The sequence below is a fragment of the Klebsiella sp. H-Nf2 genome (assembly GCF_002806645.1).
Taxonomy (GTDB): Bacteria; Pseudomonadota; Gammaproteobacteria; order Enterobacterales; family Enterobacteriaceae; genus Klebsiella; species Klebsiella variicola.
Map to the genome: position 1 here is coordinate 258,018 of NZ_PIBL01000001.1, position 19,563 is coordinate 277,580.

General features: G+C 61.4%; 18 protein-coding genes. 10 read left to right on the forward strand and 8 right to left on the reverse strand.

Going from position 1 to position 19,563, the window contains the following annotated elements; all coding sequences use genetic code 11:
• The 6 genes from sapF to CWM58_RS01350 all read right to left on the reverse strand — a co-directional run bounded on the left by sapF (position 1) and on the right by CWM58_RS01350 (position 6,526).
• Positions 1-810 carry a putrescine export ABC transporter ATP-binding protein SapF gene (gene sapF / locus CWM58_RS01325; protein ID WP_004140269.1) on the reverse strand — a complete coding sequence of 270 codons (810 nt, stop codon included), beginning with the start codon at positions 808-810 and terminating at the stop codon, positions 1-3.
• A gap of 1 nt (position 811) precedes the next feature.
• Positions 812-1,804, reverse strand: a complete 993-nt coding sequence (gene sapD, locus CWM58_RS01330) for a putrescine export ABC transporter ATP-binding protein SapD (protein ID WP_061154892.1) — start codon at positions 1,802-1,804, stop codon at positions 812-814.
• A complete protein-coding gene (gene sapC / locus CWM58_RS01335; protein ID WP_061154891.1) occupies positions 1,804-2,694 on the reverse strand; it encodes a putrescine export ABC transporter permease SapC in 891 nt (296 codons plus the stop codon). Before sapC ends, sapD begins: the two co-directional genes overlap by 1 nt.
• Entirely contained in the window at positions 2,681-3,646 is a 966-nt protein-coding gene (gene sapB / locus CWM58_RS01340; RefSeq protein ID WP_100680018.1) for a putrescine export ABC transporter permease SapB, read from the reverse strand. The genes sapC and sapB overlap by 14 nt, the downstream gene beginning before the upstream one ends.
• The gene (gene sapA / locus CWM58_RS01345) at positions 3,643-5,286 is read right to left on the reverse strand and encodes an ABC transporter substrate-binding protein SapA (RefSeq protein WP_061154889.1); all 1,644 of its coding nucleotides are present in this window, start codon (positions 5,284-5,286) and stop codon (positions 3,643-3,645) included. Before sapA ends, sapB begins: the two co-directional genes overlap by 4 nt.
• Positions 5,287-5,617: 331 nt before the next feature.
• On the reverse strand, positions 5,618-6,526 hold the full coding sequence (locus CWM58_RS01350) for an SDR family oxidoreductase (RefSeq protein ID WP_165785667.1): 909 nt from the start codon (positions 6,524-6,526) through the stop codon (positions 5,618-5,620).
• A 107-nt stretch (positions 6,527-6,633) separates the two neighbouring features.
• On the opposite strand from CWM58_RS01350, the gene CWM58_RS01355 reads away from it, so the two are divergent.
• A complete protein-coding gene (locus CWM58_RS01355) occupies positions 6,634-7,476 on the forward strand; it encodes a helix-turn-helix transcriptional regulator (protein ID WP_012542025.1) in 843 nt (280 codons plus the stop codon).
• Here the strand turns inward: CWM58_RS01355 and CWM58_RS01360 are convergent.
• A complete protein-coding gene (locus CWM58_RS01360; RefSeq protein ID WP_042948059.1) occupies positions 7,431-9,764 on the reverse strand; it encodes a helix-turn-helix domain-containing protein in 2,334 nt (777 codons plus the stop codon). The two genes, CWM58_RS01355 and CWM58_RS01360, sit on opposite strands and share 46 nt — an antisense overlap.
• A gap of 171 nt (positions 9,765-9,935) precedes the next feature.
• On the opposite strand from CWM58_RS01360, the gene CWM58_RS01365 reads away from it, so the two are divergent.
• Both CWM58_RS01365 and CWM58_RS01370 read left to right on the forward strand, forming a co-directional pair.
• Positions 9,936-11,105: a M20 aminoacylase family protein gene (locus tag CWM58_RS01365; protein ID WP_008805236.1), complete on the forward strand. Its 1,170-nt coding sequence runs from the start codon at positions 9,936-9,938 to the stop codon at positions 11,103-11,105.
• Between the two features lie 25 nt (positions 11,106-11,130).
• Positions 11,131-12,522, forward strand: a complete 1,392-nt coding sequence (locus tag CWM58_RS01370) for an MFS transporter (protein ID WP_100680020.1) — start codon at positions 11,131-11,133, stop codon at positions 12,520-12,522.
• Here the strand turns inward: CWM58_RS01370 and pspF are convergent.
• On the reverse strand, positions 12,513-13,502 hold the full coding sequence (gene pspF / locus CWM58_RS01375; RefSeq protein ID WP_162893558.1) for a phage shock protein operon transcriptional activator: 990 nt from the start codon (positions 13,500-13,502) through the stop codon (positions 12,513-12,515). The two genes, CWM58_RS01370 and pspF, sit on opposite strands and share 10 nt — an antisense overlap.
• 152 nt (positions 13,503-13,654) lie before the next feature.
• Between pspF and pspA the strand changes: the two genes are divergently transcribed.
• From pspA to tyrR, 7 genes are all read left to right on the forward strand, one after another.
• Positions 13,655-14,323: a phage shock protein PspA gene (pspA, locus tag CWM58_RS01380; protein WP_100680021.1), complete on the forward strand. Its 669-nt coding sequence runs from the start codon at positions 13,655-13,657 to the stop codon at positions 14,321-14,323.
• A 55-nt stretch (positions 14,324-14,378) separates the two neighbouring features.
• Entirely contained in the window at positions 14,379-14,603 is a 225-nt protein-coding gene (pspB, locus tag CWM58_RS01385; protein ID WP_100680022.1) for an envelope stress response membrane protein PspB, read from the forward strand.
• A complete protein-coding gene (pspC, locus tag CWM58_RS01390; RefSeq protein WP_004203911.1) occupies positions 14,603-14,962 on the forward strand; it encodes an envelope stress response membrane protein PspC in 360 nt (119 codons plus the stop codon). Before pspB ends, pspC begins: the two co-directional genes overlap by 1 nt.
• A 28-nt stretch (positions 14,963-14,990) precedes the next feature.
• Entirely contained in the window at positions 14,991-15,209 is a 219-nt protein-coding gene (gene pspD, locus CWM58_RS01395) for a phage shock protein PspD (protein ID WP_002901915.1), read from the forward strand.
• A gap of 102 nt (positions 15,210-15,311) precedes the next feature.
• On the forward strand, positions 15,312-16,709 hold the full coding sequence (locus CWM58_RS01400) for a YcjX family protein (protein WP_100680023.1): 1,398 nt from the start codon (positions 15,312-15,314) through the stop codon (positions 16,707-16,709).
• Positions 16,706-17,767: a TIGR01620 family protein gene (locus CWM58_RS01405; protein WP_100680024.1), complete on the forward strand. Its 1,062-nt coding sequence runs from the start codon at positions 16,706-16,708 to the stop codon at positions 17,765-17,767. Before CWM58_RS01400 ends, CWM58_RS01405 begins: the two co-directional genes overlap by 4 nt.
• A gap of 227 nt (positions 17,768-17,994) precedes the next feature.
• Positions 17,995-19,536, forward strand: a complete 1,542-nt coding sequence (tyrR, locus tag CWM58_RS01410; RefSeq protein ID WP_100675703.1) for a transcriptional regulator TyrR — start codon at positions 17,995-17,997, stop codon at positions 19,534-19,536.
• Positions 19,537-19,563 lie beyond the last annotated feature (27 nt).

A 19,563-nucleotide genomic window follows, 5' to 3' on the forward strand; every position in this document is an offset into this window, starting at 1 on the left:
CTATTTCCCGTCTTTGCGCCAGGCGTCGGCGGTGAGGGCTTCACCGAAGTGGCCGGCGATCAGGCGTCGGGTCAGGTCGTGCAGCGGTGAGGCCAGCACATCGGCGGTGCTGCCGCGCTCGACCACTTCGCCGTTATGCATCACCAGCACCTGATCGCTGATGTGCTTCATCATTCCCAAGTGCTGAGTGACATAGATATAGGAGATGCCCTGTTTCTCCTGCAGCTCCAGCATCAGGTTAATGAGCTGGGAGCGCATCGACATATCCAGCGAGGCCAGCGCCTCATCGCAGACGATGACCTTCGGGCGCAGGATCAGCGCCCTGGCGAGGCCGAGACGCTGCTTCTGACCGGGCGCCAGCATATGGGGGTAATAGCTGACGTGGTCCGGCAGCAGACCGACCATGCGCAACGTGTCGATAATCTGCTTCTGCCGCGCCTCGGCGTCGAGGTCGGTATTCAGCCGCAGTGGAAAATCGAGGATCTGCGAGATACGCTGGCGCGGATTCAGTGAGGTCGACGGATCCTGAAAGATCATGCGAATCTTCTGGCTGCGGTAGGAGTAATCCCCGAAGGTCAGCGGATGGTCGTCAATCAGCAGCTCGCCGCTGGTGGGTTCCACCATGCCCGCCAGCATCTTGGCGAGGGTGGATTTCCCGGAGCCGTTCTCGCCGATGATCGCCAGCGTCTGCCGTTCGCGCAGAGTAAAACTCAGCGGCTTGACGGCCTCCACCGTCTGGCGGTGAAACCAGCCGGTGCGGTAGCGAAAGGTCTTACTGAGTTGGCGAACTTCCAGCAATGTTTCGACCATTTCACTCTTTCTCCATGTTCAGCGGGAAATGACAGGCGTACAGATGGTTGCGCGCCCCGGTAAGACGCGGCGTTTCAATACACTCGCGCTGGGCGTAAGGGCAGCGCGGCCCCAGCCGACAGCCGATGGGCAACTGCTCCAGCAGCGGGATCGCCCCCGGCAGGGTGTTGAGGCGGCTTTTATGTGGCATGGCGCTGCCAAAATCCGGGATCGCACGGATCAATGCCTGAGTGTACGGGTGATGCGGGAGGGTGATCAGCTCTTCACTCGGGCCGCTCTCTACCGTCTGTCCGCAGTACATGACGTTGATTTTATCCGCCCATTTGCTGAGCATCTGCAGGTCGTGGCTGATCAGCAAAATAGTGGTGTTGTTATTCTGGTTGAGCCGCGTCAGCAGACGAATAATCTGCGCCTGGGTGGTGGGTTCCATGGCATTGGTGGGTTCATCGGCGATCAGCAGACGCGGCTGGTTGGCCAGGGCGATGGCAATCATCACCTTCTGACACTCACCGTCGGTGAGCTGATAGGGGAAGCTGCGCATCGCGTCTTTGTGATCCTTAATGCCGACGCGGTGCAACAGCTCTATCGCCCGGCGCTTACGCCAGCCCAGCCGTTGCCACCAGCGGCCCTTATAGGTCCAGCCGGGGATACTCTGGATCAGCTGCTGGCCGATGCGCTCAGAGGGATCAAGACAGGACTGCGGCTCCTGGAAAATCATCGACACGTTGTGGCCGATCAGTTTGCGCCGCTCGCGGTTCGACAGCCGCAGCAGGTCGATATCATCGAAACGCATGCGGTCGGCGGTGACCCGCCAGTTGTCTTTGGTCACCCCACAGATGGCTTTGGCGATAAGGCTTTTCCCGGAACCGGATTCGCCCACCAGGCCGCGGATCTCGCCTTCAGTCAGGGTCAGACTGACGCGATCGACGGCTTTCACCCAACCTTCGTTGGTTCTAAATTCGATAGTTAAGTGACGAATATCGAGTAGCGGCATTATTGTACCCCGGCAATGATCGCCCGGCGAATACCGTCGCCCAGCAGGTTGACCAGCAGTACGCTGAGCATAATCGCGGCCCCGGGCAGCATCACGGTCCACGGTGCGACATAGATAAGCTCCAGCGCATCGCCCAGCATGGCTCCCCATTCCGGTGAAGGCAGCTGGGCGCCGAGATCAAGAAAGCCCAGCGCGGCAATATCCAGAATGGCCATCGACAGGGCGCGGGTGATCTCGGTCACCAGGCCAGAGGCAATATTGGGCAGAATGGCGAACAGCAGAATGTTCAGCGTCGACGCCCCGTCGAGGCGGGCGGCGATGATGTACTCTTTCTCCAGCTCATCGTGGACCATGCTGTAGACGGAACGCACCATGCGCGGGAGCAGCGCCAGCCAGACGGCGAACATCGCATGGCTGAGGTGCGGCCCGGCAAAGGCGACGACGATAATCGCCAGAAGCAGCGAGGGAATAGAGAGCAGGGTATCCAGGATATGGTTCATCACCGCCGAGCGCAGGCCGTGGGTCGACCCGGCAATCACGCCCAGCACCAGGCCAAACAGCGTCGCGCCGAGGGTGACGACGAAGGCCCCGCCGACGGTCGGCGCCGCGCCGCTCAGCAGCCTGCTCAGCACATCGCGGCCCAGGTCATCGGTCCCCAGGAAGAAGGAGACTTCGCCATAGCGCGACCACGACGGCGGCAGCAACTGATAGCCAAGGAATTGCTGATCGATACCATAGGGGGCGAACCAGCCGCCGAAGACGCAGAGCAACAGCAGACCCGCGCAGCCGTACAGGCCGATCATCGCCGTGGTGTCACCATAGAATTTACGCCATACGGTGCGTAGCGCGCCAGGCGGACGCTTTTCCAGATAAACGCTATCGTAGGGCATACCATTCCTTATGTTTCAGCGGGTTAGCCATGGCACCGAGGATATCGGAAATCACGTTGACGATAATAACCAGTGCGCCAATCACCATGACGCCGGCGGAGATCGCCGCGTAGTCCTGCTGGCGGATCGCGTTGATCAGCCAGCGTCCCAGTCCGGGCCAGCTGAACACCATCTCAGTGATCATCGCCAGGGTGAGCATGGTGGAAAACTGCAGGCCGAGGCGCGGGATCACCGGCGGCAGGGCGTTGTGCAGTACATGGCGCAGTAAAATTTTGCGTCGCGACACGCCGCGGGTGGCAGCCGCCTTCACATAGTTGGTGTCATAGACCTCGCTGGTGCTGATGCGCATCAGGCGGATCACCTCGGTGGTGGGGGCCACCGCCAGGGTCAGCACCGGCAGCACCATATGCCGCGCGGCGCTGACGATCATCTCATGGCGCCATGGCGAGTCCGAGATCCAGGCGTCAATCAGCGCAAAACCGGTGACGGTTTTCACCTCATACAGCAGATCGAAGCGGCCAGAGACCGGAAACCAGCCAAGAGTCAGCGAGAAGAAGAGGGTTAGCAGCAGCGCCAGCCAGAACACCGGGATCGAGAAACCAACCAGCGCGATGGAGCTGATCAGCGTATCGGGCCATTTATTGCGCATTACGCCGGCGATCATGCCCACCGGAATGCCAATCAGCAGGGCAAAGCCGAAGGCGAGGATGCACAACTCCATGGTCGCCGGGAACACGTCGCGCAGTTGTTCGGAAATCAGCTGGCCGTTAATGCTGGAGACGCCAAAATCCCAGTGCAGCACCCCTTGAAACCAGAACAGCCACGCATTCCACAGGGAGGCGCCCTGTAGCGGCGCATGAGGGGTGAAATAACTCAGGCTGAAGCCGATAAAGGTCAGGAAAAAGAGGGTGACCAGCAGCAACAGCAGACGACGCAGGGTAAAAATAATCATGGCTTTTTCACCTCTTCGGTTTTCTCCCGCGATACGCCAGCGAACGAAGCGTTACCGAAGGGGCTCAGCACGAGGCCTTTCATATCATAGCGATAGGCCTGCAAACGCAGCGAGGAGGCCAGCGGCAGGACCGGCAGTTCGCGGGCGAGGATCCGCTGCGCCTCTTTGTAAGCGTCCATCCGCGAGGAGAGCTGTTGCGAGAGCAGCGCTTTTTGCAGCACGTCATCAAACTCCCGGTTACACCAGTGGGCAAAGTTGGTTTGTGAGGCGATCGCCGCGCAGCTTAGCAGCGGCCGGAAGAAACTGTCCGGATCGTTGCTGTCCGTCGCCCAGCCGGAGAGCGTCAGATCATGGTTCATGTCCATCAGGCGCGCTTCCTGGAAGCGCCCCTCCACCGGCACAATAATCACCTTGACGCCAATCTGCGCCATATCCGCCTGGATAAGCTCCGCCGTTTTCAGCGGGCTGGGGTTCCACGCCTGCGAGCTGGTGGGCACCCACAGCTTGAGGGTCAGGTTTTCCAGCCCCAGGGCCTTCAGGCGCGTGCGGGCCTCCTTGGGATTATATTCGGTAATCTTAGCGTCGTTATCATAGGCCCACGAGGCGCGCGGCAGCATGGATGCCGCCGTCTCTGCGGTGCCGTAGTAGATGGACTGCATCAGGCGCTGGTTGTTAATGGCCAGCGCCAGCGCGTGGCGCACCTCGGGGTTATCCAGCGGCGGCTTGGCGGTGTTGAAGGCCAGCCAGGCAATGTTCATTCCCGGGCGCAGCGTCAGGCGCAGGCGCGGGTCGTCGCGCAGGATCGTCAGCTGGCTGGCGGCGGGCCAGGCCAGCACGTCGCATTCCCCGGTGAGCAGTTTCGACAGCCGGCCGGTACCGCCAGAGCCGAGGTCCACCACCACCTGCGGCATCAACGGTTTGCCGCGCCAGTAGTCGGGGTGACGCTGCAGACGGATATATTGCCCGGAGCGGTACTCGGACAACTGGAACGGACCGGTGCCGACCGGCTGGCGATCCAGCTGCTCCTGGCGGTCGTCTTGCGTTAACCGGGCGGCATATTCGGCAGAGGTAATCGACGCATAGTGAGTGGCCAGATGCCAGAGGAACGAAGCGTCCGGCCGCTTGAGGCGAAACTCCACGGTCTGATTATCCAGCTTACGCACACTCTCCACGCTGTCAGCAAACTGCAGACTGTCGAAGTAGGGGAAGCTGCTGCCGTTGACGTTGTGCCACGGATGGTCGCGGTTAAAAATACGGCCAAAGGTAAAAATCACATCATCCGCGTTGAAGTCCCGCGTCGGGGTAAACCATGCCGTGCGTTGAAACGGGACATGGCGGCGCAGGTGGAAGCGGTAGGTGGCGCCGTTATCAAGGACTTCCCAGCTCTCCGCCAGCTCGGGGACCAGCCGGTAGGTATAGGGATCGACGTCAAGCAGGCGATCGTAGATCTGAGCGGCCAGTGTATCGACAATCAGGCCGCTGCTGACTTTCTGCGGATTAAAGGTATTCACCTGGCCGCTGACGCAATAGACGAAACCGCTGTCGCGGATATCGGCGCGGTCAGGGAGCACAGGGGCGGCAAAGGCCTGCCCACACAGCAGGGAAACCGCTGCCAGGAGAGATGACAATTTCAGGCGCATATTTTCTGTTTGATTATAGAGTTGAACTCTATCTTATTAAGATTAATAGACATTCACCACCGCCTTCAATAAGCCTGAGGGATAATGCGGTCACCGGGAGCGTATAGTATTCAGTCAATTGATTAAAATAGTAGCGGAACCGAGTCTGTATATTGAAACATGGTAACTTTTTATCGCCGATATCGCCAGTCAGGTCTGTTTGGCCGCGGTTTGCCAGACGATGAAACAGGCGCTGACGTCGGGGAGATATATTCAGTATAGCGGGGAGAGAGCAGAGGGGCTGACGGGCAGCGGGCGAGCCCGTCAGGAAATAAGCAGGGGCCGTGCCTGCTTATGGTGACAACGTCACTTTTTGATAATCCATATGTCGCAGGTCCTCCAGCAGCCCGGGGCCAACCGGCTGCCACTGCAATCGCTCACGGGTCCATGCGGAGCTGGCGCGCAGGTCAAGGGCGGTAAATGGCGCAAACCAGCCGAACCAGGCGTCGACCTGCGACTCATCCAGGTGGGTCAGCGGCAGGTTTAATCCCTGAGCAATTACCGTAGCAATATCGCGTAACGCGATCCCCTCTTCGTCCACCGCATGGTAGCGCTCGCCGGCCGCGCCCTGCAGCAGGGCGCTAACGTACAGTCGCGCGACGTCATTGACATGGGCGGCGGACCAGCGGTTGCTTCCCTCGCCGCGCAGGGCCACCGCCCCGTTGGCGACCGCGCGCTCGATATAGCTGGTCAGTAGCCCCTGGCGCACGGTGTCATGTACCTGCGGCAGGCGAACCACCCGAACATCCACTCCCGCCTCCAGCAGTTGCTGACCGGCGAGCTCAGAGGCGGTGCGCGGGCTGGGGTGCCCTGAGTTGAAGAACGACTCCCGGGCCGGGACGCCGCTCCCGTCGTCGCCCATCAATGTGCCGGAGGTGATGACCAGCGGCCGCGCGCTGCCTTGCAACGCCCGACCCATGGTCAGGATCGCCTGGCGGTCTTTCTCGCAGTTGGCGGCAAAGCGGCTGAAGTCGTGGTCGAAGGCGGTATGGATCACCGCGTCAGCGCCCTCGACGCCAGCCAGTAGCGAGTCCGGGGCGTCCAGCGTGCCGCGGTGCACCTCGACGCCTGCCGCTTTCAGGGTCTGCGCTGCGGTGTCGCTGCGCGCGAGGCCGATAACCTGATGGCCCGACGCCTGCAGGGCCGGAAGAATACGTGAGCCGATAAATCCGCTCGCGCCGGTAAGAAATATACGCATCATGGATCTCCTGAACGGGTTTCAGGCGTATCCTACCTGCGATGTCATACTATAAAAGTAGAGACATTATCGGGGTATAAATTCTAACAGGCAGAACCCACAGGCAGATGATGAACACTTCTGACAACCATGCTTTAGGCGATTTTCTCCGCGCCCGGCGCCAGCGCCTCGATCCGGCGACGTTTGGCTTCCCGGCGGGACGCCGGCGCACGCCGGGGCTGCGCCGCGAAGAGGTCGCGCAGCTCGCCAGTATCAGCCCGACCTGGTATACCTGGCTTGAACAGGGGCGCGGCGGGGCGCCCTCCCGCGAGGTGCTGGAGCGGATCGCCTGCGGTCTGCGGCTGACCACTCCGGAGCGCGAGCATCTGTTTATTCTCGCCTTTGGCCATCCGCCGCAGACGCGTCTGACGGTGACAGATGATATGACGCCGCGGCTGCAGCGGGTGCTTGACGCTATTACTATTCCGGCGATTATCCGCACCGCCAGCTGGGACGTCATCGCCTGGAACGCGGCGGCGGCCAGGGTGCTGACCGACTACAGCCAGCTACCGCTGGCGGAGCGCAACGTACTGCGTCGCCTGTTTACCCGACCTGAAGCCCGCTGCACGCTGGAGGACTGGCAGACGGTGGGGCAGCTTATCGTCAACGCTTTTCGCGCCGACGTCACCCGGATGGGGGCGACGACGGAAACTGACCAGTTGATCGCTGAACTCACGCAGCAGAGCGTTGAGTTCGCCCGTTTCTGGCAAAGCCATGACGTCGCCGGCCACGGAGAAGGCTATAAGCGCATTCACCATCCGCAGATGGGCCCGCTCGATCTGGAGTTCACCTCTTTTGCCGTGGAAGGCCGCCCCGATCTGTCGCTGCTGGTTTTCAACCCGGCGACGACGGAGAGCCAGCGCAAAATTCACGGATTGCTTGCGGGGGCGGGATCCTCGCCGGGAGCGCGCTGAGGCGTAAATTCGTACAGCGCCAAAGCGTTGCTTTCCAGCGAGTCGACCCGCAGCCAGTGTCCGTCAAGCCGGGCATCTTCCACACTGAGCGCCGGACGAGCCCGATGCATCAACCACTGGTAATCCTCAGCGTCGGGGCCGCTGCGGCTGCGAAAGGCGTCGACCAGCGGGAATAACGCGCCATGATGCTGATCGAACAGGTGCTGTTTGACGCGCCAGCCGCCCTCCAGGCCCTGCAGCCGCACGCTGTAGGGCTGGCTGAAACGCTGGATAAAGGCCGCTTCGCTGGAGAGCCAGGGATTGTAGACCACCGTATTGCGCAGCAGCAGCTGGTAGTGCCCCTGGTGGTGAAGCAACAGCAGGTTTTTATCCTGAAACAGGATCTCGCCGCGCAGCCGCCGCCAGAGCCACAGTACCCAGTAAACCGGGCGAGGCAGCCCGTGCAGATAGTGCAGCGCCAGGCTGGAGGTATCGAGCTTCCCGTTAGCGCGGGCTTCGCCCTGGAGGCCTGAATTTAACCAGAAGCCCGCCAGCCAGACCTGGTCCGCCACCCCCAGCAGATTATCCATCAACAGCGCGCCGCGAAAAAAGCGGCCGTTGGTATCCCGCGTATCGCCGGTCAGGGTATTCCAGGAGAGCAGCCACAGCGGCAGGTTAAGCTGTCGCTGGCGCAGGGCGCTGTGGATCTGCCGCAGCTTGTGCAGCGGATAATGTTCGCTGGAGGCCAGGCGGCTGCTGTCTGCCTGCGCCAGATCCAGTTGTTCGTTGGCATCTGCCTGGCAGGCGAGAAAATCCGCCTCCGCCAGCAGCGGTGAGTGAAACAACGGATCGTTACCGGGATCGCTGGGAGCAAAGCGGTGCCAGATCCCCAGCTGCGGCTGCGGCAGCAGGCGGTGAAGAACCTCGCGCTGCTGGCGCCAGGCCGCCTGGCGGGTCGCTTCGCTGGCCTGCGGCGACCAGTGCCAGACAAAGCGCCAGCTGTTGAGCGTGGCCGGCGGAAAATGGTTGGCGGCGAGCAGCAGAAACCGCTGCAGCAGGTCGCTGCGGGTGGTGACGCCGGTGTGGAGGATCACGTTCCAGCCCATCGCCGCCAGCCAGCTAAAAATCTGCTGCAGGTTATACCAGCAGGCGTAGCCGGCCATCTGCGGATCGTCCCAGCCGGTGCCGAACAGCCGGCTGCTGAGAAAGGGATCGTTGATATCGATGGCATACACCGGCAGGGCGCGGTGCAGCTGCTCCAGTTCCCGGCGCACATCCTCCCGTAGCAGGTCGTCCAGCTCGCGCACGGTCACCACCATCCGGGTATGGCGCAGCACAGCGGCGCGCGCCGGGCGATCGTGCAGGTTGATCTCCCGGGTCTGCGGCGGATTGATCGGCAGCGGGGGACTTTCCCGGTCGCGTGGTTCCGGTTCATTGAGGCGAGCATAGAGCCGGTCGACAGCGACCAGCTGCCAGCGGTCGGCCTGCGGCGGACGCGGTCGGGCAAGCTCCCGGGGATGCTGTTCACGATACTGGCGCGGCGTCACGCCGTGCTGGCGCTTAAACAGATCGCTCATCATACGGTTACTGGCGAACCCCTGTTCGCGGGCGATTTGCTGGGCGGGTTTGCGGGTGGTCAACAACTGATCGGCGGCGTGGCGCAGGCGCAGCGCGGTGAGGTACTGAACAAAACTCACCCCGACTTCTTTGTGAAATAAGCGTGACAGCCAGGCCTCGGAGACAAATTCCGCTGCCGCCACCTCCTGCAACGAGAGGCGGCGCTGATAGTTGGCGTCGATCCGCGCCACCACGCTGGCTATTCGCCGGCTCCAGTTCTCCGCTCCGCGGCGCGGCGTGGAGGCGATGGGCTGGCTGAAGCGCGTGGCCAGCAGGAGCGCTATCTCACTCAGCCAGCGGTTGGCCTCCAGTCGGTAATGGCCGGGATGCTTGACCAGGCCGCTCACCAGCAGCTGGCGCATCAGGCGGCGCAGGCCGTCCTCCGCATCCCGGGTGCGCGGCGTTATCTGATAGTCGACAGCAAAAAAAGCGCTGTCAAGGCGGGTCAGCCAGCTGGCGGAAAGGGTCAGGATCATCACTGCGTTGGTACCGGCGCTGCGCAGACTCCAGCGACGGTTGCGGTTAACGATCGCCAGCTCGTCGGCGGCGAGCGGCTGCGGCACACCTTCCGCCTCCGTCAGATTTACGCTCCCCTCCAGCACCCATAGCAGCGTCAGCAGATCGCCTTCTGTCTGGTTCAACTGACGTACATCGCGCACGGTGACGCTAAAGTCGCCTGAATGCTGCTCCACGTGACACTCCTCCGCAGACAAAAAACAACCCGTTATTTTTTGTCATAACTGATATGTATGAAAAACAGTCATTGATTTCTCGTCAATATAAAACAAAAAAGCGCACCTGAAAGCTGTTTCACCCGCATAAACTCGAAAGTGTCGTGCAAACACAACACAGGAATAACAAAAATGACACATCCGTTGCTTGAAGCCTTGCAGGTCAACGAGGCGCAATTTATTGCCCTGCGTCGCCAGTTCCACCAGCAGCCGGAGATCGGCTTTGAAGAACATCAAACCAGCAATGAGGTCGCTCGACTGCTTGGCGAGTGGGGATACGAGGTTCACCGCGGCCTGGCGGGCACCGGAGTGGTGGGCACGCTGCGCGTCGGCCACGGAAAAAAACGCCTCGGCCTGCGGGCGGATATGGATGCCCTGCCGATGCAGGAGCGGAGCGGGAAGCCGTGGGCAAGCCAGGTTGACGGGCGTTTCCACGGCTGCGGCCATGACGGGCACACCACCACGCTGCTCTACGCGGCTGAATATCTGGCGCGCACCCGCCAGTTTACCGGGACGCTGCAGCTGATTTTCCAGCCCGCGGAAGAGCTGTTGTACGGCGGGCGAGTGATGGTCGAGGACGGTCTGTTTGACCGGTTCCCCTGCGATGCCATCTTCGGCTTGCACAATATGCCGGGTCAGCCGCTGGGCAAGATCGGCCTGCGCGACGGGGCGATGATGGCCTCCTCCGATACGCTGCATATTGAGGTGAAAGGCGTTGGCGGCCACGGCGCGGTACCGGAGCATACCGTGGATGCCACGCTGGTCGCCTGCCATATCACCCTCGCGCTGCAGTCGATCGTCTCGCGGAATATCACCCCGTTCGAACCGGCGGTGGTGACCGTCGGCAGCATCCAGGCCGGACACGCGCCCAATATCATTAACGATCACGTGCTGATGAAGCTCACGGTGCGCACCCTCAATGAGCAGGTGCGCGAGACCGTGCTGCAGCGGATCCATGATATCGCCGTGGCTCAGGCGGAGAGCTTCAACGCCACGGCCACGCTGACGCACGTCAACGGCAGCCCGGTATTGCGTAACGATCCGGCGGCCAACGCGATGGTGCGGGAGGTGGCGACATCGCTGTTTGGCGCAGAGCAGGTGGGCGAGGTGAAGCCGTTTATGGGCAGTGAAGATTTTGCCTTCATGCTGGAACAGCACCCGCATGGCAGCTATTTCACCATCGGCGCTGGCGATGAGCCGGATCGCTGCATGGTCCATAACCCGGGCTATGACTTCAACGACGCGCTGTTGCTGACCGGGGCGGCGCTGTGGTGCGGTCTGGCGGAACACTATTTGCGTTAATCACCGGAAACAGGAGGGCCATGCGATGAGCACTGTCACCGTGAGCGACACCCCCTTTGTCGGCAGCGATCGCCTGCTGGTGGGGATTGTGCTAAGCGTTTTAACCTTCTGGCTGTTTGCCCAGTCGGTGATTAACGTGGTGCCGGCGATGAAAAGCAGTCTTGATATCTCCCTTGAAACCTTAACCCTGGCCGTCAGTCTCAGCGCGCTGTTCAGCGGCTGTTTCGTGGTCGCCAGCGGCGGCCTGGCGGACAAGTTTGGCCGGATGCGGATGACCACCCTCGGACTGGGGCTGAGTATCGTCGGCAGCGCCATGCTGGTGGTCGCTCAGGGGCCGGGGCTGTTCCTGGCCGGCCGGGTGCTGCAGGGGCTGTCGGCGGCGTGCATTATGCCGGCGACGCTGGCGCTGATTAAGACCTGGTATGAGGGGTGTGCGCGGCAGCGGGCGGTCAGCTTCTGGGTCATCGGCTCGTGGGGCGGCAGCGGTCTCTGTTCCTTCGTTGGCGGAGCCATTGCCACCGGGCTCGGCTGGCGCTGGATCTTCGTCTTCTCCATTGCCGTCGCTCTGCTGGCGCTGTTTTTGCTGCGCGGCACGCCGGAGAGCCGCAGCGCCAGCGCCAGCCAGCATAAGCTGGACGTCGGCGGTCTGCTGAGCCTGATTGCCGCGCTGGTGCTGGTGAATTTGTTTATCAGCAAGGGCCATGGCTGGGGATGGAGCAGTCCGCTGTCGTTGACCATGCTGGTCGGGGCGCTGGCGGCGGGGGCGGTATTTATCCGCAACGGCATGCGCAAAGGCGAGGCGGCGCTGATTGATTTTGCGCTGTTTCGTAACCGGGCCTACGGCGCGGCAGTGCTGTCGAACTTTCTGCTCAATGGGGCGATTGGCACCATGATGATCGCCAGCATCTGGCTGCAGCAGGGGCACCACCTGACGCCGCTGGAGAGCGGGATGATGACCCTCGGCTATCTGGTGACCGTCCTGGCGATGATCCGGGTGGGCGAGAAGCTGCTGCAGCGCTATGGCGCCCGGCTGCCGATGATGGCCGGGCCGGTGCTGACCGCGATTGCCATCGGCCTGATATCCTGCACTTTTCTCGATAAGGCGCTGTATATCGGGGTGGTGTTCGCCAGCAACGTGCTGTTTGGCCTCGGGCTGGGCTGCTACGCCACACCCTCAACGGATACGGCGGTGGCCAACGCGCCGGAGAACAAAATCGGCGTCGCCTCGGGGATCTACAAGATGGGCAGCTCGCTGGGCGGGGCGATGGGTATTGCCGTGACCGCGTCACTTTTCGCGCTGTTTTTGCCGCTGGGCATGGCCCATGCCGCCCAGTATGCCCTGTGGTTTAACGCCGTCTTATGCCTGGGGGCGATGGCGGTGAGCGCGCTGCTGCTGCCGCGCGCCTCTCACAGCTGATGTTTTTTCAGTAGCGCGCGGAGCTGGTGATAGGTTAACCCCAGCAGCTCCGCCGCCTGCTTCTGATGATACTTCGCCTGCTGCAGACTCCGCTGCAGCAGGCGTTTTTCCTGCTGGAGCTGAAAATCGCGCAGATCCAGCGGCAGAGCGGGCAGCTCGTCCCCGGACGCGGCCTCCGGCACGGAGGCCGCGGTCTGACGGAAAGGGTTGAGGATAATGGCGTCCAGCTCGTGCTCGCTGTCGCCGTGGCGATAGACCGAGCGCTCGACGACATTCTTCAGTTCACGAATATTCCCTGGCCAGCGGTAGCCGAGCAGCGTTGCGGTGGCACGTTCGCTGAAGCCGGGAAACAGCGGCAAACCGAGCTCGCGGCACATCTGAATGGCAAACTGGTTGGCGAGCAGCATGATGTCGCTCTGCCGTTCACGCAACGGGGGGAGCTGTACCACGTCGAAGGCCAGACGGTCGAGCAGGTCGGCGCGAAAATGGCCTTCCTCTACCATTTGCGGCAGATCGGCGTTGGTGGCGCACACCAGCCGGACGTTAACCTGCAGCGGCTGGCTACCACCTACGCGCTCCAGCTCGCCATATTCAATGACTCTTAATAGCTTCTCCTGCACCAGCATCGGCGCCGTCGCCAGCTCATCAAGAAATAACGTCCCGCCGTCGGCGCGCTCGAAGCGCCCGGGATGGCGCTTGCTGGCCCCGGTGAAGGCCCCGGCTTCGTGGCCGAATAGTTCCGAATCGAGCAAATTGTCGTTCAGCGCCGCGCAGTTCAGCGAGATAAACGGCCCCTGCCAGCGGCTGGAGAGGTAGTGGAGACGGTTAGCGATAAGCTCTTTCCCGGTGCCGCGCTCGCCGATGACCAGCACCGGCTTATCCAGCGGAGCCAGCCGGGAAACCTGTTCCAGCACCTCGAGAAAGCTGTTGGCCTCGCCCAGCAGATTATCCTTGTACTGCGCCATGATGAATTTCGCCATTAAGTAGTGTGATTAACCAGGTGACTGTAGCAATGCCCTGCACAATTCGCAACCACTCTGTTTAAAATCAATAAGATAAAAAGTTGGCACGTCATTTGTATTAGCTAAGCCACAGGTGAATGCCTGAAACCAGAACTATGAGGATTGAAATTATGGGTATTTTTTCTCGTTTTGCCGACATCGTGAACGCCAACATCAACTCCCTGCTGGAGAAAGCGGAGGACCCGCAAAAGCTGGTGCGTCTGATGATCCAGGAGATGGAAGACACGCTGGTGGAAGTGCGTTCCACGTCGGCCCGCGCGCTGGCGGAAAAGAAACAGCTGATCCGTCGTATTGAGCAGGCGGTCGCCCAGCAGGCGGAATGGCAGGAAAAAGCCGAGCTGGCGCTGCGTAAAGAGAAAGAGGATCTGGCCCGGGCGGCGCTGATCGAAAAACAGAAGCTGACCGACCTTATCGCTCAACTTGATCATGAAGTGCAGCTGGTGGATGAAACGCTGGCGCGCATGAAGAAAGAGATTGGCGAGCTGGAGAACAAACTCAGCGAAACCCGCGCTCGTCAGCAGGCGCTGGCGCTGCGCCATCAGGCGGCGAGTTCGTCCCGCGATGTGCGTCGCCAGCTGGACAGCGGTAAACTGGATGAGGCGATGGCCCGCTTTGAATCCTTTGAGCGTCGCATTGATCAGATGGAAGCGGAAGCGGAGAGCCACCGCTTTGGCAAGCAGCAGACGCTGGATCAGCAGTTTGCCGAACTGAAAGCGGACGATGAAATCAGCGAGCAGCTGGCGGCGTTGAAAGCCAAAATGAATCAGTCCAACCAGTAAGTATGATTGCGCGGCGCGGCGTTGCGCCGCGGCTCACCCCCTGTAAGGAGTACACATGAGCATGCTTTTTCTCGCCATTCCGCTGACGCTGTTTGTGCTGTTTGTTCTGCCGGTCTGGCTGTGGCTGCACTACAACAATCGCGGCGCCAACGGCAGTCTGACGCAAAATGAGCAGCAACGGCTGCTGCAGTTGACCGATGACGCGAAGCGGATGAGCGAACGTATTCAGGCGCTGGAAGCGATCCTGGATGCTGAACATCCGAACTGGAGAGACAAATAATGGCCGGACTGGATCTGAATAAAAAACTGTGGCGTATCCCGCAGCGCGGGATGGTGAAGGGCGTTTGCGCGGGCATTGCTCAGCATCTTGATGTCCCGGTGAAGCTGGTGCGTCTGATTACCGTGCTGGCGATGATATTCGGCCTCTTTTTCTTTGTCCTGGTGGCCTACATCATTTTGACTTTTGCTCTGGATCCGATGCCGGACAGTGAACTGTACGGTCACAAGGCGCCGAGCAATGGCGATCTGCTGGCCGCCGTGGATGCCGAACTGGCCTCCGGTGAACAGCGCCTGCGTGAAATGGAGCGGTATGTGACCTCCGACACCTTTACGCTGCGCAGCCGCTTTCGCCAGCTGTAAATCCTGTTTTTAACGAGTGAGGCAACGCATGAATAGCAAATGGCAACGCGCCGGGCAGCAGGTGAAGCCCGGTCTGAAAATCGTCGGTAAGCTGGCGCTGCTGACCGCGCTGCGTTACGGCCCGGCGGGCGTTGCCGGCTGGGCGGTTAAATCGGTCGCGCGTCGGCCGCTGAAAATGCTGCTGGCGGTGGCGCTGGAGCCGCTGCTCAGCCGGCTGGCCAACCGCGTCACGCGCGGGATGAAATAATGCCGCCGTGGGGAAGGCGCAAAAGGATTAACGTTGTCCTGCTTATCCCCGGCAGATAGCTTATGATGACGAGACATACCTTCAGGGCATAACGGACTGGCGATGAAGCGACTGAAAACTGAATTGAATGCGCTGGTCAACCGCGGGGTTGACCGGCATTTACGTCTGGCGGTGACCGGCCTGAGCCGGAGCGGTAAAACGGCGTTTATCACCGCGCTGGTCAATCAACTATTGAATATCCACACGGGCGCCCGCCTGCCCCTGCTGAGCGCCGCACGCGAAGAGCGGCTGCTCGGCGTCAAGCGCGTGCCGCAGCGGGACTTTGGCATTCCCCGATTCACCTACGACGAAGGGCTGGCCCAGCTGTACGGCCAGCCCCCCATGTGGCCAACCCCGACGCGCGGGGTGAGCGAGATCCGTCTCGCGCTGCGCTACCGTTCGAATGACTCCCTGCTGCGCCATTTTAAAGATACCTCCACGCTGTATCTGGAGATCGTCGACTATCCGGGCGAGTGGCTGCTCGACCTGCCGATGCTGGCACAGGATTATCTGAGCTGGTCACGACAGATGACCGGGCTCCTGCAGGGACAGCGTGCGGAGTGGTCGGCCCGCTGGCGGCAGTTGTGCGCCGGGCTGGATCCGCTGGCCCCTGCCGACGAGGCCCGTCTGGCAGATATCGCCGCTGCCTGGACGGACTATCTGCACGCCTGTAAGCGCGAAGGGTTGCACTTTATCCAGCCCGGGCGCTTTGTTCTGCCCGGTGAAATGGCGGGTGCGCCGGCGCTGCAGTTTTTCCCATGGCCTGACGTCGACGCCGTCGGCGAAGCCAAGCTGGCGCAGGCGGACAAACACAGCAACGCCGGCATGCTGCGCGAACGCTACAAATACTATTGCGAAAGGGTGGTGAAGGGGTTCTACAAAGAGCACTTCCTGCGCTTCGACCGGCAGATTGTGCTGGTGGACTGTCTGCAGCCGCTCAACAGCGGGCCGCAGGCTTTTAACGATATGCGTCTGGCGTTGACCCAGCTAATGCAAAGTTTCCATTACGGGCAGCGCACCTTGTTCCGTCGGTTGTTTTCGCCGGTCATCGACAAGCTGCTGTTTGCCGCCACCAAAGCCGATCACGTCACGGTCGATCAGCACAGCAATATGGTGTCGCTCCTGCAGCAGTTGATTCAGGATGCGTGGCAGAACGCCGCCTTTGAGGGGATCAGTATGGATTGCCTGGGGCTGGCGTCCATTCAGGCGACTCAGAGCGGGCTGATTGAGGTGAATGGCGAGAAAATTCCCGCCCTGCGCGGCGATCGGCTGAGCGATGGCCAGCCGTTGACCATCTATCCTGGCGAGGTACCCGCGCGCCTGCCGGGCCAGGCCTTCTGGCAGCAGCAGGGATTTCAGTTTGAAAACTTTCGTCCGCAGATCATGGATGTCGATCGGCCTTTGCCGCACATTCGCCTCGACGCGGCGCTGGAATTTTTGATTGGAGATAAACTGCGATGAGCGAACCCTTAAAACCGCGGATTGATTTTGATGGCCCGCTGCAAGCGGAAAAAATACCGCCGCTGAAAAGCGCCCGTGCCTTCGACCGCCTTGAGGCGGACAACTTCGCGCCAGCGCGACTGGTGACCGGCGAAGAGGAAGAGGGGGCGGCGGAAGCGGTGGTAGAGTCAGTCCTGCGACCCAAACGCAGCCTGTGGCGGCGGATGGTCAGCGCCGGACTGGCGATCTTCGGCGTCAGCGTCGTGGTGCAAGGCGTGCAGTGGACGGCCAACGCCTGGCAGACCCAGGACTGGATTGCGCTGGGCGGCTGCGTCGCTGGGGCGCTGATCGTCGGCGCCGGCGTCGGATCGGTAGCTACCGAATGGCGCCGCCTGTGGCGACTGCGCCAGCGCGCCCACGAACGCGATGAAGCGCGCGATATGCTGCACAGTCACGCGGTCGGTAAAGCCAAAGCCTTTTGCGAGAAACTGGCGCAGCAGGCGGGTCTGGATCAGTCGCATCCGGCGCTGCAGCGCTGGTATGCTGCTATCCACGAAACGCAAAGCGATCGTGAAGTGGTGAGCCTTTATGCGCAGCTGGTGCAGCCGGTGCTGGATGCCCAGGCGCGGCGGGAAATCAGCCGTTCGGCGGCGGAGTCGACGCTGATGATTGCCGTCAGCCCGCTGGCGCTGGTGGATATGGCGTTTATCGCCTGGCGTAACCTGCGGCTGATCAACCGAATTGCCACGTTGTACGGCATTGAGCTCGGGTATTACAGCCGTCTGCGACTGTTTCGCCTGGTGTTGCTGAATATCGCTTTCGCTGGCGCCAGCGAACTGGTGCGCGAGGTGGGGATGGACTGGATGTCGCAGGATCTGGCGGCCCGGCTGTCGGCGCGCGCCGCGCAGGGCATCGGCGCCGGACTGCTGACCGCCCGTCTCGGGATCAAGGCAATGGAGCTGTGCCGCCCACTGCCGTGGATCGCCGATGATAAACCGCGGCTCGGCGATTTTCGTCGCGAGCTGATTGGGCAGCTGAAAGAGACCCTGCAGAAAAGCAAAACCCGCCCGGAGAACTGATCCCCGCTGAAAGACATTGCCGGGCGGTGGCTTCGCCTTGCCCGGCCTACAGGGCATGCCGGATCCCGGCTCGCCGAGGCGGTCATTTAGCCACTGACCGCCTGACTTTACGGCACAACGCCCATTTTTCCGCCATGCTGTCAATAATTGTTGACAGTTAGCTTCCCGAAAACCCATTCCTGTCCTATTATTCTCCCGTCATTGGCACTTTTAGGGTGAACACTCCCATGCGTCTTGAAGTCTTTTGTGAAGACCGCCTCGGTCTGACTCGTGAATTGCTTGATTTGCTGGTGCTGCGCGGCATTGATCTACGTGGTATCGATATTGACCCTATTGGCCGAATTTACCTCAATTTTGCCGAACTGGAGTTCGCCACGTTCAGCAGCCTGATGGCAGAGATCCGTCGTATCGCCGGCGTGACAGATGTGCGCACCGTGCCGTGGATGCCATCGGAGCGTGAACACCTGGCGCTCAGCGCCCTGCTGGTGGCGATGCCGGAGCCGGTGCTGTCGCTGGATACCAAAGGCAAGGTGGAACTGGCCAACCCCGCCAGTTGTCTGCTGTTTGGTCAAAGCCAGGCGAAGCTGCGTAACCATCCGGTGGCCCAGCTGATCGCCGATTTTAACGTTCAGCGCTGGCTGGAGAGCAGCCCGCTGGAGACGCATGCGGAACATGTGGTGGTGAATGGTCAGAATTACCTGCTGGAAGTGACTCCGGTCTATCTGGAAGGGGAGCATAACGAGCGGGTGCTGACCGGCGCCGTGGCGATGCTGCGCTCAACCGTGCGGATGGGACGTCAGCTGCAGACCATGACCAGCCAGGACACCAGCGCCTTCAGCCAGATCCTCGCGGTGGGGCCGAAAATGCGCCACGTGGTGGAGCAAGCGCGCAAGCTGGCGATGCTCAGCGCGCCGCTGCTGATTGTCGGCGACACCGGCACCGGCAAAGATCTGCTGGCCCATGCCTGCCATCTGGCCAGTCCGCGGGCGGGCAAACCCTATCTGGCGCTCAACTGCGGCTCCATTCCCGAGGACGCGGTCGAGAGCGAGCTGTTTGGCGACGCGCTGCAGGGTAAGAAGGGCTTCTTCGAGCAGGCCAACGGCGGCTCGGTGCTGCTGGATGAAATTGGCGAGATGTCGCCGCGAATGCAGACCAAGCTGCTGCGCTTCCTCAACGACGGCACCTTCCGCCGCGTTGGCGAGGATCATGAAGTGCACGTCGATGTGCGGGTGATCTGCGCGACGCAGAAAAACCTGGTCGAGCTGGTGCAGAAAGGGCTGTTCCGTGAAGATCTCTACTATCGCCTCAACGTCCTGACGCTCTATCTGCCGCCGCTGCGCGACTGCCCGCAGGACATTATGCCGCTGACGGAGCTGTTCGTGGCCCGCTTTGCTGATGAGCAGGGCGTCCCGCGGCCAAAGCTCTCCGCCGATCTCAGTACGGTGCTCACCCGCTACAGCTGGCCCGGCAACGTTCGCCAGTTGAAGAATGCCGTCTATCGCGCACTGACCCAGCTGGAGGGATTCGAGCTGCGCCCACAGGACATTCTGCTGCCGGACCATGACGTCGCGTCGCTGCCAGTGGGCGAGGAGGCGATGGAAGGGTCGCTGGACGACATCACCCGCCGCTTTGAGCGCTCGGTGCTGACCCAGCTCTATCGCAGCTACCCCAGCACCCGTAAGCTGGCGAAGCGGCTGGGGGTGTCGCATACCGCCATCGCCAATAAGCTGCGTGAATATGGTCTGAGTCAGAAAAAGGGCGACGAATAATCCCGCCAGGCCGGCGACCCTCGTTGC

Excerpts from the sequence above, each read along its gene's own strand:
- CWM58_RS01365 (WP_008805236.1), top strand. The coding sequence starts at position 9,936 with ATGACACATCCGTTGCTTGAAGCCTTGCAGGTCAACGAGGCGCAATTT.
- pspD (WP_002901915.1), top strand. The coding sequence starts at position 14,991 with ATGAATAGCAAATGGCAACGCGCCGGGCAGCAGGTGAAGCCCGGTCTG.
- sapB (WP_100680018.1), bottom strand. The coding sequence starts at position 3,646 with ATGATTATTTTTACCCTGCGTCGTCTGCTGTTGCTGCTGGTCACCCTC.
- sapA (WP_061154889.1), bottom strand. The coding sequence starts at position 5,286 with ATGCGCCTGAAATTGTCATCTCTCCTGGCAGCGGTTTCCCTGCTGTGT.
- pspA (WP_100680021.1), top strand. The coding sequence starts at position 13,655 with ATGGGTATTTTTTCTCGTTTTGCCGACATCGTGAACGCCAACATCAAC.
- CWM58_RS01400 (WP_100680023.1), top strand. The coding sequence starts at position 15,312 with ATGAAGCGACTGAAAACTGAATTGAATGCGCTGGTCAACCGCGGGGTT.
- tyrR (WP_100675703.1), top strand. The coding sequence starts at position 17,995 with ATGCGTCTTGAAGTCTTTTGTGAAGACCGCCTCGGTCTGACTCGTGAA.
- sapC (WP_061154891.1), bottom strand. The coding sequence starts at position 2,694 with ATGCCCTACGATAGCGTTTATCTGGAAAAGCGTCCGCCTGGCGCGCTA.
- sapD (WP_061154892.1), bottom strand. The coding sequence starts at position 1,804 with ATGCCGCTACTCGATATTCGTCACTTAACTATCGAATTTAGAACCAAC.
- sapF (WP_004140269.1), bottom strand. The coding sequence starts at position 810 with ATGGTCGAAACATTGCTGGAAGTTCGCCAACTCAGTAAGACCTTTCGC.
- pspB (WP_100680022.1), top strand. The coding sequence starts at position 14,379 with ATGAGCATGCTTTTTCTCGCCATTCCGCTGACGCTGTTTGTGCTGTTT.
- CWM58_RS01355 (WP_012542025.1), top strand. The coding sequence starts at position 6,634 with ATGAACACTTCTGACAACCATGCTTTAGGCGATTTTCTCCGCGCCCGG.
- CWM58_RS01350 (WP_165785667.1), bottom strand. The coding sequence starts at position 6,526 with ATGATGCGTATATTTCTTACCGGCGCGAGCGGATTTATCGGCTCACGT.
- pspF (WP_162893558.1), bottom strand. The coding sequence starts at position 13,502 with ATGGCGAAATTCATCATGGCGCAGTACAAGGATAATCTGCTGGGCGAG.
- CWM58_RS01370 (WP_100680020.1), top strand. The coding sequence starts at position 11,131 with ATGAGCACTGTCACCGTGAGCGACACCCCCTTTGTCGGCAGCGATCGC.
- CWM58_RS01405 (WP_100680024.1), top strand. The coding sequence starts at position 16,706 with ATGAGCGAACCCTTAAAACCGCGGATTGATTTTGATGGCCCGCTGCAA.
- pspC (WP_004203911.1), top strand. The coding sequence starts at position 14,603 with ATGGCCGGACTGGATCTGAATAAAAAACTGTGGCGTATCCCGCAGCGC.